Annotated in this window: 13 protein-coding genes and 1 pseudogene; 10 read left to right on the top strand and 4 right to left on the bottom strand. The window is 50.1% G+C overall.

Going from position 1 to position 13,533, the window contains the following annotated elements; genetic code table 11:
* Positions 1-27 precede the first annotated feature (27 nt).
* The 6 genes from ADH68_RS00890 (at position 28) to ADH68_RS00865 (ending at position 7,359) form a co-directional block, all read left to right on the top strand.
* Positions 28-933, top strand: a complete 906-nt coding sequence (locus tag ADH68_RS00890) for a CPBP family intramembrane glutamic endopeptidase (protein ID WP_084273949.1) — start codon at positions 28-30, stop codon at positions 931-933.
* Positions 934-1,190: 257 nt separating this feature from the next.
* A complete protein-coding gene (locus ADH68_RS00885) occupies positions 1,191-3,398 on the top strand; it encodes an anaerobic ribonucleoside triphosphate reductase (RefSeq protein WP_068960199.1) in 2,208 nt (735 codons plus the stop codon).
* Positions 3,395-3,931 (top strand): anaerobic ribonucleoside-triphosphate reductase activating protein, encoded by a 537-nt coding sequence (nrdG, locus tag ADH68_RS00880; protein ID WP_232321450.1) that lies wholly within the window; start codon positions 3,395-3,397, stop codon positions 3,929-3,931. Before ADH68_RS00885 ends, nrdG begins: the two co-directional genes overlap by 4 nt.
* A 171-nt stretch (positions 3,932-4,102) precedes the next feature.
* The gene (locus ADH68_RS00875; protein WP_232321452.1) at positions 4,103-5,041 is read left to right on the top strand and encodes a DMT family transporter; all 939 of its coding nucleotides are present in this window, start codon (positions 4,103-4,105) and stop codon (positions 5,039-5,041) included.
* A 90-nt stretch (positions 5,042-5,131) separates the two neighbouring features.
* Positions 5,132-6,607 carry a RapZ C-terminal domain-containing protein gene (locus ADH68_RS00870; protein WP_068960200.1) on the top strand — a complete coding sequence of 492 codons (1,476 nt, stop codon included), beginning with the start codon at positions 5,132-5,134 and terminating at the stop codon, positions 6,605-6,607.
* Complete coding sequence (locus ADH68_RS00865) at positions 6,604-7,359, top strand: sugar phosphate nucleotidyltransferase (RefSeq protein ID WP_068960201.1); 756 nt, start codon at positions 6,604-6,606, stop codon at positions 7,357-7,359. Before ADH68_RS00870 ends, ADH68_RS00865 begins: the two co-directional genes overlap by 4 nt.
* On the opposite strand, the gene ADH68_RS00860 is transcribed toward ADH68_RS00865, so the two are convergent.
* On the bottom strand, positions 7,360-7,794 hold the full coding sequence (locus ADH68_RS00860) for a DUF4234 domain-containing protein (RefSeq protein ID WP_068960202.1): 435 nt from the start codon (positions 7,792-7,794) through the stop codon (positions 7,360-7,362).
* 374 nt (positions 7,795-8,168) lie between these two features.
* On the opposite strand from ADH68_RS00860, the gene ADH68_RS00855 reads away from it, so the two are divergent.
* Together ADH68_RS00855 and ADH68_RS00850 are read left to right on the top strand one after the other, a co-directional pair.
* Positions 8,169-8,546, top strand: coding sequence for an RNA polymerase sigma factor (locus ADH68_RS00855; protein WP_084273951.1), 378 nt, complete (start codon positions 8,169-8,171; stop codon positions 8,544-8,546).
* A gap of 388 nt (positions 8,547-8,934) precedes the next feature.
* Positions 8,935-9,168, top strand: coding sequence for a hypothetical protein (locus ADH68_RS00850; RefSeq protein ID WP_068960203.1), 234 nt, complete (start codon positions 8,935-8,937; stop codon positions 9,166-9,168).
* Here ADH68_RS00850 and ADH68_RS00845 read toward each other — a convergent pair.
* Positions 9,155-10,255, bottom strand: a complete 1,101-nt coding sequence (locus tag ADH68_RS00845) for an ISAs1 family transposase (RefSeq protein ID WP_068960103.1) — start codon at positions 10,253-10,255, stop codon at positions 9,155-9,157. The genes ADH68_RS00850 and ADH68_RS00845 overlap by 14 nt on opposite strands.
* Before the next feature lie 178 nt (positions 10,256-10,433).
* On the opposite strand from ADH68_RS00845, the gene ADH68_RS00840 reads away from it, so the two are divergent.
* Positions 10,434-10,724 carry a hypothetical protein gene (locus tag ADH68_RS00840; RefSeq protein ID WP_068960204.1) on the top strand — a complete coding sequence of 97 codons (291 nt, stop codon included), beginning with the start codon at positions 10,434-10,436 and terminating at the stop codon, positions 10,722-10,724.
* Between the two features lie 88 nt (positions 10,725-10,812).
* On the opposite strand, the gene ADH68_RS00835 is transcribed toward ADH68_RS00840, so the two are convergent.
* A complete protein-coding gene (locus ADH68_RS00835) occupies positions 10,813-12,339 on the bottom strand; it encodes a hypothetical protein (RefSeq protein ID WP_068960205.1) in 1,527 nt (508 codons plus the stop codon).
* 431 nt (positions 12,340-12,770) lie between these two features.
* Between ADH68_RS00835 and ADH68_RS00830 the strand changes: the two are divergent.
* Positions 12,771-13,091, top strand: a pseudogene (locus ADH68_RS00830) (mobilization protein); the annotation flags it as partial.
* Here ADH68_RS00830 and ADH68_RS00825 read toward each other — a convergent pair.
* Complete coding sequence (locus ADH68_RS00825) at positions 13,086-13,514, bottom strand: DUF2867 domain-containing protein (protein ID WP_068960207.1); 429 nt, start codon at positions 13,512-13,514, stop codon at positions 13,086-13,088. The pseudogene ADH68_RS00830 and the gene ADH68_RS00825 sit on opposite strands and share 6 nt — an antisense overlap.
* Positions 13,515-13,533: the final 19 nt, after the last annotated feature.

Here is a 13,533-nt window from a genome sequence, read left to right as displayed (position 1 = left end):
GCAATCAAAACAATTCAATTCAATTCAATGTCTGACAATAGGATTTCCACTCCTGACGGAGTGAGCGGCGTTATGCGCATTTCGGCCGGGAAAGCCCTGGCGCTTTTTGTATGCTGCTGGATTTTTTCATGGGCCATAGGCCTGGTGGCAATAGGGTTTGTCGGTGGCGCCACACTCGACCGTATACGTCTGGCCGTCGTGCTTCAGGACCTTATTATATTCATGCTTCCCGTGGCAATGACCATGCTGATAGCCGCATGGCGCCCATGGCATTTCATTGGTATCGACCGTAGTCCCGGATGGTTCGGGGTGTGTAGCGCCCTGTTTACGCTCGTCGTGGCTATTCCGGCCATGAACTGCGTTGTGGGATGGAACGAGAGCATTCATTTTCCCGAGAGTATGGCTGATTTCGAGAGGCTGCTGCGCGCTTATGAATCTACCGCCGGGGCTATGATTGAAAGTCTGCTCGGCGGCACCGGTGTGGCCGACCTGATTGTGTCGGTACTAATAATAGGCGTTCTTACAGGAGTGGCGGAGGAATGGTTTTTCCGGGGCGGACTCCAGTCGCTGCTTATGCGTCTGTTCGGCAATCCGCATGTGGCGATATGGATTGCCGCGATAGTATTCAGTGCTATCCATATGCAGTTTTTCGGTTTTGTGCCAAGGGTGCTGCTGGGTGCATTTTTCGGATATCTTTACTGGTGGAGCGGTTCGCTGTGGCTTCCGGTTGTGGCACATGCATTCAACAATTCTCTTGTAGTGCTGTCCATGTGGCTTATGCGTCGCGGCGTGGATACAGTGGCGCTTGATGAGATTGGTACCGGCTCCGGCGGCGGACATGCCGTGCTGGCTGTGGTAAGTCTGGTGCTTGCGTTTGTATCGGTATGGTACATATGGCGACACCTGCCGAAGATGCGCGATATGAATCAATAATGTATGTCGCAGTCGGTTGAGAAAAATTACATTTTAGCAAATGTTAGGCGTATGTTTTAAAGCATAGTTTTCCAAAAAAAATCGCAAATATCTGATACTGTGGTATTTGTAAATTTCATTAATGCCAAAAGTTTTCCAAAATAAAAACTTTTGGCATTTTATTTGTGTTGATGATTGCATAATTGTGCATCCTTGTATAACTTTGCACTCGCAATAAAAACGCATTTTATCAAGCAGCTACCTAACCATAAAATAAGATGATACAGACTGTAGTAAAGCGCGACGGCCGTGTCGTGGGATATAATGACGAGAAGATAAAAGCAGCTATCCGCAAGGCTATGTTGCAGACTGAAATCGGGGAGGACGAAAGTCTTATCCTTAAGATAACCGATCGTATCAGCATGACCGGCAATGAACGCATGACAGTAGAGGAAATTCAGGACCGGGTGGAGTTCGAGTTGATGAAGAGCCCGCGTAAGGAGGTGGCCAAGCGATATATTGCCTATCGCGATCAGCGTAACATCGCACGCCGGGCCAAGACCCGCGACATGTTCCTTGAGATAATCGAGGCCAAGAATAATGACATCACCCGCGAGAACGCCAACATGAACACTGACTCGCCTGCGGGTATGATGATGAAGTTTGCGAGCGAGACCACCAAACCGTTTGTCGACGACTATCTTTTGTCGCACGAAGCGCGCGAGGCTGTGCGCAACGGTTATCTCCATATACATGACAAGGACTACTATCCTACCAAGAGTCTGACATGCGTACAGCACCCTCTCGACAAGATATTGAAATACGGCTTCACTGCCGGCCACGGCGAGTCGCGTCCTGCCAAGCGCATAGAGACAGCAAGTATCATCGGCTGCATATCTCTTGAGACAGCCCAGAACGAGATGCATGGCGGCCAGGCCATACCAGCATTCGATTTCTATCTGGCTCCATTCGTACGTTCATCATATATCGAAGAAATCAAGACTCTTGAGTCGCTCAGCGGCGAGGACCTTAGTGAACTTTACAATGCTCCTATAGACGACTATCTGAAGCGTCCGCTCGATGGCCTCAAAGGCAGAGAGCGCATGAAACAGCATGCCATCAACGAGACGGTAGGGCGTGTGCACCAGTCGATGGAAGCATTCATACATAATATGAATACCATCCACTCGCGTGGGGGCAACCAGGTGGTGTTCAGCTCGATAAACTATGGCACCGACACTTCGGCCGAAGGACGCTGCATCATCCGCGAGATACTTAATTCGACATATGAGGGTGTAGGCAACGGCGCCACTGCGATATTCCCTATACAGATATGGAAGAAGAAGACCGGCATCAGCTATAAGCCCGGTGACCGCAACTACGACCTCTATAAGCTGGCATGCAAGGTGACAGCCCGCAGATTCTTCCCCAATTTCCTGAATCTCGACGCTACATTCAATCAGCATGAGAAATGGCGCGCCGACGACCCCGACCGCTACCTTTACGAGGTGGCTACCATGGGGTGTCGTACGCGTGTGTTTGAAAACCGTTATGGCGAGAAGACCTCGGTAGGACGCGGTAATCTCAGCTTCTCTACAATCAACATCGTGCGTATAGCCATCGAATGTATGAATATCCGGGACAAGGAGGAGCGTATAGCCCGTTTCTTCAGTCGTCTTGACGATGTGCTCGATATTACCGCTCGTCAGTTGTGCGACCGCTTTGACTTCCAGAAGACCGCGCTTGTAAAGCAATTCCCCTTGCTCATGTCGCGCTTGTGGATAGGCGCGGAAAATCTGAAACCGACCGACACTATCGAGCCGGTGATAAATCAGGGTACGCTCGGTATCGGCTTTATCGGTCTGGCAGAATGTCTGGTAGCTCTCGTCGGCGCACATCATGGCGAAAGCGACGAAGCACAGGAACTTGGCCTGAGAATTGTAAGCCACATGCGTAGCCGCGTCAATGAGTTCTGCGAACTTTATCAGCACAATTTCTCAGTGTTGGCTACTCCTGCCGAAGGGCTCTCGGGCAAGTTCACGAAGAAAGACCGCAAGTCGTTCGGCATCATTCCCGGAGTGACTGACCGCACTTATTATACAAATTCCAACCATGTGCCGGTGTACTACCACTGCTCGCCGCGTCACAAGGCTAAAATCGAGGCTCCCTATCATGCTCTGACAGGCGGCGGCCACATATTCTATGTCGAAATCGACGGTGACGCCACTCATAATCCCGATGCTATCAGCGATATTGTTGACATGATGGACAAATACAATATCGGTTATGGCTCGGTCAACCACAACCGCAACCGCTGCATGGCCTGTGGATACGAGGATGCCCAGGACAATCTTGAGAAATGCCCTGTATGCGGCAGCCATGCAATAGACAAGCTGCAGCGTATCACGGGTTATCTCGTAGGAACCACCGACCGCTGGAACAGTGCGAAGCTGGCTGAACTCAACGACCGTGTAGTACACAAATGATGTTGCAGGACGCGGACTATACTCCGACTGAGGAAGAAAAAAACATAAGGCTGAGGGTGCTTGACATAGTTGCCGGCACCAGCGTCGACGGCCCCGGACTCCGTACATCGATATATCTGGCGGGGTGTGACCATGCATGTCCCGGATGTCACAATCCGGAATCGTGGGCTCACGACGGAGGCCGCGAGATGAGTGTGGCCGAGATAATGGACACGGTGAGGGAGAATGACTTCAATGTCACTTTTTCAGGCGGTGACCCGTTGTATCAGGCCGAAGGTGTCACTGCTCTCGCCGGCGCCGTCAAACGTGCCGGATATACATTGTGGTGCTACACAGGATTCACCTACGAGCATGTAGCTGCTGCGCCGCGTTTTGCCCCACTTATGGAGTTTGTCGATGTGCTTGTCGACGGGCCTTTTATAGAGAGTATGCGCGACACAGCTCTGCTGTTCCGCGGCTCGTCCAATCAGCGCCTTGTCGATGTAGCGGCCTCCCGCAAGGCCGGAGGCGTTGTGGCATGGAGCAGAGATTGAAAAAGTTTATTTTCCGACTGATGGAAAATATTCAAAAATCGCTATCTTTGCATAAAAATTGCATGTGAGAGATTGTCTACTTTTCAAAATCTGAATCAATATAGTTTGGGCAATATCAAAGAGAGCGATTTTTGATTATCAACATAACCACATTGCCAAAATAGAGCCTTTATGTCCCAGCATACCGGTACTGCAAACCATCGTCCACAGATGTCAATGATACTCTATAATGTAGGCGCGCTGCTCACCGTAGCGGCCTGGGGAGTGTCGTTTGTGTCTACAAAAGTGCTACTTGAGCATGGCCTTCAGCCAACCGAGGTGTATGTATACCGTACATTGCTCGCATATCTGCTGATACTGCTTGTATGCCATGGACGTATGGTCTCCAACTCTGTGCGCGATGAATTGCTGTTTGTGGCGTGCGGCATGTGTGGCGGTTCTCTCTATTTCATAGCGGAGAATACCGCTCTTGAGCATACTCTTGTGTCGAATGTGTCGCTCATAGTCACGCTCGCGCCACTTATAACTACGCTTCTCGTAGGCGTTCTGTATAAATCAGAGCGTCCGTCGCGTGGCATGGTGGCCGGTTCGCTTGTCGCGTTTCTCGGTGTGGGTCTGGTGATTTTCAACAGTTCATTTGTGCTGGCGGTAAAGCCTCTCGGCGATTTGCTTGCGCTGGCTGCCGCAGTGAGCTGGGCTGTATATTCACTTGTGTTGCGTAAACTCAGCGCGTTCTATACGGTATTGTTCATAACCCGAAAGACCTTTTTCTATGGGCTCCTTACGGCGTTGCCATTCCTGTTTACCGAGCCTGAACACGGAAATCTGAAAGTGTTTTCCGATACAGCCGTATGGGTCAATTTCATTTTTCTTGGCGTGTTCTGCTCAATGCTTGCATTTCTCATATGGGCTTGGGCGGTCAAGGGCATAGGTGCTGTAAAGGCCAACAATTATCTATACGTACAGCCGATAATCACACTTGTGGCCTCGGCAGTGTTCCTTGGTGAACAGGTGACATGGATAGGCTATCTCGGATGCGGCCTGATACTCTTCGGAGTGGTGCTTGCCGATCGTCTCAGTCAGGGACATCCAAGCAAGCCGGCACACTGAGGACTCGTCGGCGAGGCGGATTTTGAACTGTGCTGTGAAATCCGCTGTCAGGAATTCATGGATTATTAATATGCTCTTAGATGCTGATTTATGAATGAAGAAAGAAACGGTACAATAGGGGTTGACAATGTGCTCTACAGGCTATATCAGGAGGCTACCGGGTATGCTCCTGAAAGCATGATGCTGTTGCCAGGAGCCGGCTCGGGACGTAAATATTACCGCATGCGCGGTGTTGAATCGCTCATCGGAGTTGTCGGTACCGACGTTTCGGAAAACAGGGCCTTTGTGGAACTTTCACGTCATTTTCGCGTCAAAGGCCTTCCGGTGCCGGAGGTGCGTGGCGTGAGTGACGACGGTATATATTATATACAGGAGGATCTCGGTTCTACGGCACTGTTCGGATTTATCGCTCCCGGACGTACCCAGGGTATATGGAGCGATGAGCAGCGTGATGTGTTGCGGCGCACTATAGCCGCGCTGCCGGTATTGCAGTGGGAGGGAGCCGGAGGGCTCGACTTCGACAGGGTATGCTTTCCGGTGGGGCGTATGGACCGCCGGGCATTGATGTGGGATTTGAATTATTTCAAATATTGCTTTCTGAAGCCTTCAGGGGTGGAGCATTCCGAGGTGATGCTTGAGCGAGACTTCACTGTCTTGTGTGACAAGGTGCTCGAACATGATACGCCTACATTCATGTACCGCGACTTCCAGTCGCGCAATGTTATGCTTGCCTCCGACGGCAGTCTGCGGTTTATTGATTTCCAGGGCGGACGCCGTGGCCCGTATCATTATGATGTAGTGTCTTTTCTGTGGCAGGCACAGGCGCATTATCCGGATGAGTTGCGCGATGAACTTATCGATGAATACATCCGGGCATCGAAGCCGTATATAGCTCTCGATGGAGCTGAATTCCGTCGGGAACTGAAGCTGTTTGTGCTGTTGCGCACACTCCAGGTGCTCGGTGCATACGGGCTGCGGGGTCTTGTACAGCGCAAGGCCCATTTCCTCCAGAGCATTCCGTCGGCGATTGACAATCTGCGCGTTCTGCTTGATGACCCTGATGCCCCTGACGGTATGCCATGCCTGATGGACACGCTGCGGCGCCTGACAGAACTGCCTCGATGGAACAATGAGCGCTCGCAGAGCAAGGATATGACAATAAGGGTGTTCAGTTTCGGCTATCGTAAGTCGGGAATCCCCGACGACTCTATGCCTAATGGCGGCGGATTTGTGTTTGATTGCCGTGCGCTCAATAATCCCGGGCGTTATCCCCAGTATCTTACCCTTACCGGGCGCGACCAGCCGGTAATAGATTTCCTGGAGAGTGACGGGGAGATAACGCGTTTCCTCGACAATGCGTATGCTCTCGTGGACATGACTGTCGACCGCTATCTTGAGCGTGGATTCTCGCAGCTGATGGTGAGTTTCGGCTGTACCGGCGGGCAACACCGGTCGGTGTATGCCGCCGAGCATATGGCCCGTCATCTCAATGAAAAATATGGAGTAAAGGTGGTGCTTTGTCATCGCGAGCAGGGCATCTCTACTATTTATAATGCGCGTCGATGAAAGGGATGGTATTTGCCGCCGGTCTGGGCACACGGCTACGTCCGCTTACCGATAGTGTGCCTAAAGCGCTTGTCGAGCTTGACGGTGTAGCGATGCTTGAGCGTGTGCTTATACGCATGAAGTCATACGGTATAGGGGAGGCGGTGGTCAATGTGCATCATTTTGCCGACAAGGTGAGAGATTTTCTCAGAGAGCACGACGACTTCGGGATGAGGCTGCATATAAGCGACGAGAGCGGTATGCTGCTTGACACTGGAGGCGGAGTGGCGGCAGCCGCCGATTGGCTTTCAGGCGATGAGCCTGTGCTGCTCCATAATGCCGACATATATACCGATGTGGATTTTGTGGAAATGCAGAGGGTGTATGAGGCGTCGGGCGCTGATGCCACGTTGCTTACCAGCCATAGGGCGACATCGCGCTATCTGCTGTTTGACAAGAACATGCGTATGCATGGCTGGACTGATATCAGCAGTGGCCGAGTGCGTCCGGAGCGACTGGATATATCCAGGCTGGCGACGATGGCGTTTGGAGGGGTTCATATTGTATCTCCCCGCCTGGTTGAGGATATATGCCGTTATGGCCGGGCCAACGGGAAGAAGGTGTTTTCGATTACTGACTATTATATCGAGTCGTGCGGCAGGATGTATATAAAAGGATGGTGCCAGCCCGCGGGTACGAACTGGCACGATATAGGTACGCTCGACAAACTGCGCCGGGCGGAGGAATGTCTGGGAGGCGGCGTTAGACTATAATCAGACTGCGGCGGGAGCATATCCTGCGGGAGCTTCTGATGTGCATCCGGTGATGTTGTTGTAGGTATTGTTTACCGCATTTTGCAGATAGAGCATTTTGCAGAAGACGACAAGATTGAATATGCCGAGTGTAAGCCATCCGAAGAAGAGAGAGAGGAGATAGGTGCTTACCTGTAGTCCCTGTGGCTGTCCGTTGACTGCGAGATATGTGTTGCAGCGGCTAATCCATTTGCAGTACCAGACAATCGAATAGATGCCGAATGTGATTATTGTCAGGATGATGAACAGGAACAGTCCTGTAGTGTTTTGGCCGTCTCTGCGGCATGCGATATTTGTCTCGCGGGCAAATGCATAGACGAGATACCACTGATAGATACCTAATGTGAGTATTGACAGGATGAGTGTGAGCCAAAAGCCTCGATTGGTGGGTAGCATAGCGATTGATTTTACTTCCGTCCTTGTCCGGAAAAAATAGTGTATTAATAATTGATTTGTATGTTTCGCAAATATATGTAATTGTGTCATGGAATGCAAGATATTTCATGGAAAAACATATAATAATGTTGGGATTTAGTAGAAATCCGAATATTCGTAACGTCAGTATGCAATTTTGCGTGTATAAACGATGATTGGGGCGGAACTAATATGGAGCGGATGCGTCTAATGGTATTGAAGATGATTTCCTGAATATGGATATTAGTTTATTAGAGAAAACGGATGACAATTTCTTGCAGTTATTGCGGGAGCATAGGTGTACGGTCAACCGGGTGTGCTACATGTATGCCGGCTGTGTCTAGGACTATGAGTATATGCGGCAGGAGACCTACGTGAATCTCTGGCGCGGTATGGACCGGTTTCGCGGCGAGTCGGATGTGCGTACATGGGTTTACCGTGTGGCCCTGAACAGTTGTGTGAGTTTTTTCCGCAGAAACCGACGGGCCGATGCCCACATTCCGTTATCGGCATTGACCGATGTGGCCGATGTGGGGTGCAACCGTAATGAACTGATATCTGAGATGCACCGGCTTATCAACAGGCTCGACCATGTGGAGAAAGCGATGATACTCTTTTGGCTCGACGGGTATCCGTATGATGCGATTGCCGATGTGATGGCGATGTCCCGCAACACAGTGGCTTCAAGGCTTAAACGGATAAAGGAGAAGCTGGTGAGGTACTCGGAGGAATAACGTGACCTTAACTTTAGAAACTGTAAGAGCTTGTTTAATAATAAATGTTGCCGCCAGGGTCGTATAGCTTGAGTCGATTTCCGACATGTGACGAAGGATTGTACTTTATGTACATGACCGCAGGAACAAGGCGAAAAGTGGCCAGGATATACGAGACAAAAGGTAGCTTTATAACCATTCAATCTCTTGCCTGCTTTAAAGCAAATGTAAAAATATATTAACAATATGGAACAAATTACCTCCCGTCGGTCAGTCGTCGGCATCTTTCCGCCCGCTCTTCGGTCGTTATGGAGCCACATAACTCCCTCATCACAAGCGAAAATCTGCTTGCCGACTGACCGACCTGACGGTAACATTTATTATTAAACAAGCTCTAAAAATATAGGATATGGATATTGAAGAACTCAAACGCAGAATCGACAGTCTTGATGCTCGTCTGACAGAGCTTGAGGGCAGAGGCAACACTGATGAGCAGATGGCAAAGATAAAGGTAGGCAGGATTGTGACTGCCCGTGACAGGCTTGTAAGACGCTACCGAATATTTACGGTAGTCGGGATGCTGATGTGTGCGGTGTCGGTGATACTTTATCAGGGCTGGCGCATGAGATTTAACTATCCTTAAAGACTTTGTACAGATATTCAGTGCTCCACATACATTTTTTGCGTCTTCGTTTAAGGCTGAGTTTATCGTTCTGCTTTTTAAGCATTTCCAATGCATACTTGCGCATCGCTGAAAAATTGACAGCGCCATTCTTGGCGCGTACGCGGCACATATCTTCCCGAAACGTCACGTCGAGATGCCAGTGCAGTTTGTTCTCGATACCCCAGTGCGCACGAATACGCATCGCATAGTAAGAAGCCTCATCTTTCTCCACGCTGCTGAGATAGTAGATTGTTTCACGCGAGCGGGCACCGTTCTCAGTACGCTCACGCTCCATCTTTATGATACGTTTAAGACCGGGCCACTTCTCGTACATTCCCTCCTGTTCCAAAAGTGTCGTATCCATAATTGAACAGGTTCTCTTCTCAACTCTTCCGTGCCCCTTTTCCTCGGTTGTGTATACCGATAATGGAGTAGTCCTACTAAAGATACTTTCCGTCAAGCTCTTGAGTATCGGCTGATTGTCTTTAAGCGCCATCAGATAGTCGCCGCCCTGGAGCATGATCTGTTCTGCGATATTACGGTGGGTCCCCATTGCGTCGACTGAAACCAATGCCCCTGTAAGCCATAAAGAGGACAATACGGACGGCAGAACCGTAAGTTCGTTGGTCTTGCCATCCACCGGCTTTTCGGCAACGCAGATTTCTGTTTCAGATACCCACGCATTGAGGATATACAGTCCGTGGCATCCGGGACTCCTGGGATTTTCACCCCGCAGTTTCTTACCGTCAATGATGACCTGATTGCCGCACAGGGATTCGATTATGTGGCCTCGGCAGCAATCAAGACTTGCCCGGAGCTGAGCGGGATTGACAGACTCTACAACACGAAGTATCGTGTCACCACACGGGACGCCGTTGCTAAGCTTCAGCAATCCGGCGGCCTTGAATTCTTCCTCTCGGTCTGTAACCATATCCGATATGTCGTCACAGTCCTCACAATCACACAACACGCCGATGAGTGCCATTCGGAGCACATCCTCGAGCTCATGTTTAACCTTGCCCAAGTCGCGCGGGTCTTTTACTTTGCTGAAAATTTCTATTTGCATACCTCTAATATATCCATTTTCAGCAATATATGCAATATCTGAAAGTTTATTTCACATAATCAGGTGAATTTTTGACTGAATTTGAGTTAAATCTCATGCGCCAGCCCTGATACTTTATAGGCATATATTGCCGATGTTTCCGCGGATTTTGTTTGGCGGATTCTTTTTGGTGGCATCTATGATGGATTTGTATCTGATGATTGGCATAAAGAAGATTGACTGCTGCAGCATGGGGGTGGCCGAGGTGGCTGAAAAAGCACGCTATTATCGTCGTCGCCACCATATGTTCATGGCTGTACTGATAGTGCTGCTTGTGCCTGTGCTTGGTAGTGTGGCTGTGGCGTTGTCTGACGACATGTCGTATATATGGGGTATGGCTGTGGGGGGAACGGTGGGACTTGTCCTTGGCATTGGCATATATCTGAAAATAATGAGGGAATACCGCACTCTTTATGGTGCTGACGCATGACGTAGTGCGGCCTAATTCAGTGGAGAGGAGCCGGTGATGGTATCCGTCATATGGGATAGTCGTCGGGCGTAGCACGGCGACTATTATGCTAATTGGAGATTACCGAGCCTTGCGATGTGATACCCTCGATGGATACAGTGATTTCGGAAGGGGAGATGTTGACGGGGATAGGGAGCTCTACCGATTGCGTTAGGTCGATAGCCGGTAGCCATTGTAGGGTGGCGCCGGTCTCGTCCTCAGGAATACCCTCTGGAGTGTACGCAGGGGTGTAGAATTTTTTGCGCTTTTGGTAGCCGAGGGGCATTATGATGCGGTATTCCGGGGAAAGTTTATTCTGAATCTTTCCGGGATTTTTAGTAGTGATATTAAGTACACCCCCACTGTGCATATATGTTGAGCCTGCACGGCTTGCCCCTTTCGTAAAAAACATTGATAGATACGGAGGGAAGTATGCTACTGATACATTGTGCTCAAACGGATACATCTCCTCAAGGTCTACAAGCCTCAATTGATTGGTAAGCAACCCTGTGTCGTACATATCGCTGTTATCCAAAGCGCGGTGTGCAAGAGCCCGGGAATATTCATGCAATCTCATCAAGCCTCCGGAGAATACATTGCTACCACCGCTATCATTAGGAGGGGAGCACCCTAGATATCGACCGTCAACACATACGTCAACAGGTGTTTGGTGGTGTAACAATCTGTCATTTATCACGTTTACACCGGGGATGTGAGTGACGGCCTCCTCATATGAACGGATATCTTTATTATTGTCGGGGCGTATATAGACGGAGGCAAGATAGTCGATGGCGTTGGCTCCCTCGCGCTTTTTGGTGGCGCGGACCACGACTTCGCGTAGTGAGATTTGCATTCCCTGCGGAGATGAGTTGAGTCGGGCCACGTAGTTGTCCCATAGGTCAGGGTCTTCGTCGAGAACGGCAAAAGATTCGGCTATTGACTGCGATTCGGGGAGAATATCTATAGTTGGGAATGAATCGAAGTCGGGGTGAATGTTTTCTTCGAGTTTCCCCTTTGAGTTCATGGCACTGATTACAAAGAATGTAGAGTCGGGCCATTCGATTCCGGTGATGTGGAATCGCCCGAGGGAGTCGGTCATGGCCGATGCACCGTCGGCCATGCGCGGTGCGAGTACGTTGGCCGTGACTCCTGCCAGTGGCTTTCCGCGCCATTTCGAGCGGATTACTCCGTCGAGCTGGGCTCCGATTTCCAGCGGGTAGGGGAGTGAGTCGTTGATTTCGCCGCGAATTGCCGCCGGCATGTCGTAGCGTGTCCATCCCTGAGTCAGCATCAGGGCGTCGGCTGCAGGGTCGGCCTCACGGCGTGGAGCACGCAGATACCATGCCGCATCCTCGACATGTCCGTGCAGGTCGTTCTGCATCAGCAGCTGTGATGCAATGGTGACTGTGGTGTCGGGCGACGATATACGACCGTCGACTATGGCCACGGCCACGTCGGCTCCACCCTCCACGGCGGGGATTATGACCACATGTCGCGCTGAGTCGACCGTGATTTTCAGTTGCTCGGCGTTGGCGGGTGTCAGTGCCGCCGATGCGGCAATTGCGGTGGCGAGGATGGATTTAATGTAGGGATTCATACGCGGACTTTCGACAGATTGGTGAGATAGATAGGCGTTTCCATGGATTTCGATTTGTAAGTGATTTCCATGGCTCCCATCGATAATTTTTGCAAGATAGCATGAAATCAAGATTATCGCAAGCCGATTATGGATATTTAACACTCCGGTAAGGGGTGCGAGCCGAGGCGGCGGGTTATGGTGATGTTGGTGGGTGGGTTGGTGTAAAGTCGCCGGGCTACGCCAGGCATGCTCTTGGGTGGGGCTAACGTTGTTGACGCCCCAAAAGGGGCTACGCGCTGACGAGGGAGTTGTGGAGGGGGCCGAAAGGGGAATAGGAGTTAATGGCATGCGGATGCGTCGAGGGCTGTGCGCTGACGCGTTGGGTTGTGGATGGTGGCAAAGGGGGATAGGGATTAAGGATGCGCGCATTGCGCAATCATATCGGACACATTCTGAATATCATTGCTGATATTCTCTATAAGGCAAGCGAGGTGTTCCGGCGAGCCATTAATGCTATTATCCATTTCGCCACTGAGCCACACAAATCAATCTTCTCTAACGATGAAGCTGCCGACATCAAGAGCGTCATGCAGAGCTACGGCGAGACCACCGAGCAGAAGAAAGCAATAGGTGCATGGCTCTGTGACTATGCGGAACACCGACAGCCCTTTGATGAAATAAAACATCGCCACACACTCAATGAGATTGGCGATGTCGCGGAAGGTCGGTATGATTGGAAAATTGAGAGAGGGCGAGGACAGGCTTTATGATAATTCTAAATTCCTACGAACTCGTTTTATCAATGTCTTACAGATTAATCTATGAAACGGTTTTATTACAGCGAAATATAATTTCCCCAGCCAGTTATGCAGGCAGACCTTTGTACTGACCGATATGCGTTGATTGCCGTTTCCGAGATTTTCAGTTATCAGCATAACCTCGTAATCAAGATGTTTGTCGATTTTATTTAATGAGGCCACATTTTCGGATTCGATTTTGATTAAATCCGATAATTTCTTCTCTCCCTTAAGACCAAAGGGTTTTACCATTGTATTACGGCACTTCATTAAGGTAATAATCCACTGCGGTGCGCGGAAGAATCTGTCAGCCAATTCTTCTGCACCTATCGGTCGTGTGCTATGGACTATCTCACTGAAATTATCAGTATAATCATAATGCTTGTTTAGCCCCATGATGCGTAAAATTCTTTAT

Origin of the sequence: Muribaculum intestinale, assembly GCF_002201515.1 — a bacterium.
Taxonomy (GTDB): Bacteria; Bacteroidota; Bacteroidia; order Bacteroidales; family Muribaculaceae; genus Muribaculum; species Muribaculum intestinale.
This window is presented reverse-complemented; position numbering and strand designations above follow the sequence as displayed.

Excerpts from the sequence above, each read along its gene's own strand:
- ADH68_RS00865 (WP_068960201.1), top strand. The coding sequence starts at position 6,604 with ATGAAAGGGATGGTATTTGCCGCCGGTCTGGGCACACGGCTACGTCCG.
- nrdG (WP_232321450.1), top strand. The coding sequence starts at position 3,395 with ATGATGTTGCAGGACGCGGACTATACTCCGACTGAGGAAGAAAAAAAC.
- ADH68_RS00890 (WP_084273949.1), top strand. The coding sequence starts at position 28 with ATGTCTGACAATAGGATTTCCACTCCTGACGGAGTGAGCGGCGTTATG.
- ADH68_RS00850 (WP_068960203.1), top strand. The coding sequence starts at position 8,935 with ATGGATATTGAAGAACTCAAACGCAGAATCGACAGTCTTGATGCTCGT.
- ADH68_RS00825 (WP_068960207.1), bottom strand. The coding sequence starts at position 13,514 with ATGGGGCTAAACAAGCATTATGATTATACTGATAATTTCAGTGAGATA.
- ADH68_RS00835 (WP_068960205.1), bottom strand. The coding sequence starts at position 12,339 with ATGAATCCCTACATTAAATCCATCCTCGCCACCGCAATTGCCGCATCG.
- ADH68_RS00860 (WP_068960202.1), bottom strand. The coding sequence starts at position 7,794 with ATGCTACCCACCAATCGAGGCTTTTGGCTCACACTCATCCTGTCAATA.
- ADH68_RS00875 (WP_232321452.1), top strand. The coding sequence starts at position 4,103 with ATGTCCCAGCATACCGGTACTGCAAACCATCGTCCACAGATGTCAATG.
- ADH68_RS00870 (WP_068960200.1), top strand. The coding sequence starts at position 5,132 with ATGAATGAAGAAAGAAACGGTACAATAGGGGTTGACAATGTGCTCTAC.
- ADH68_RS00855 (WP_084273951.1), top strand. The coding sequence starts at position 8,169 with ATGCGGCAGGAGACCTACGTGAATCTCTGGCGCGGTATGGACCGGTTT.
- ADH68_RS00845 (WP_068960103.1), bottom strand. The coding sequence starts at position 10,255 with ATGCAAATAGAAATTTTCAGCAAAGTAAAAGACCCGCGCGACTTGGGC.
- ADH68_RS00840 (WP_068960204.1), top strand. The coding sequence starts at position 10,434 with ATGATGGATTTGTATCTGATGATTGGCATAAAGAAGATTGACTGCTGC.
- ADH68_RS00885 (WP_068960199.1), top strand. The coding sequence starts at position 1,191 with ATGATACAGACTGTAGTAAAGCGCGACGGCCGTGTCGTGGGATATAAT.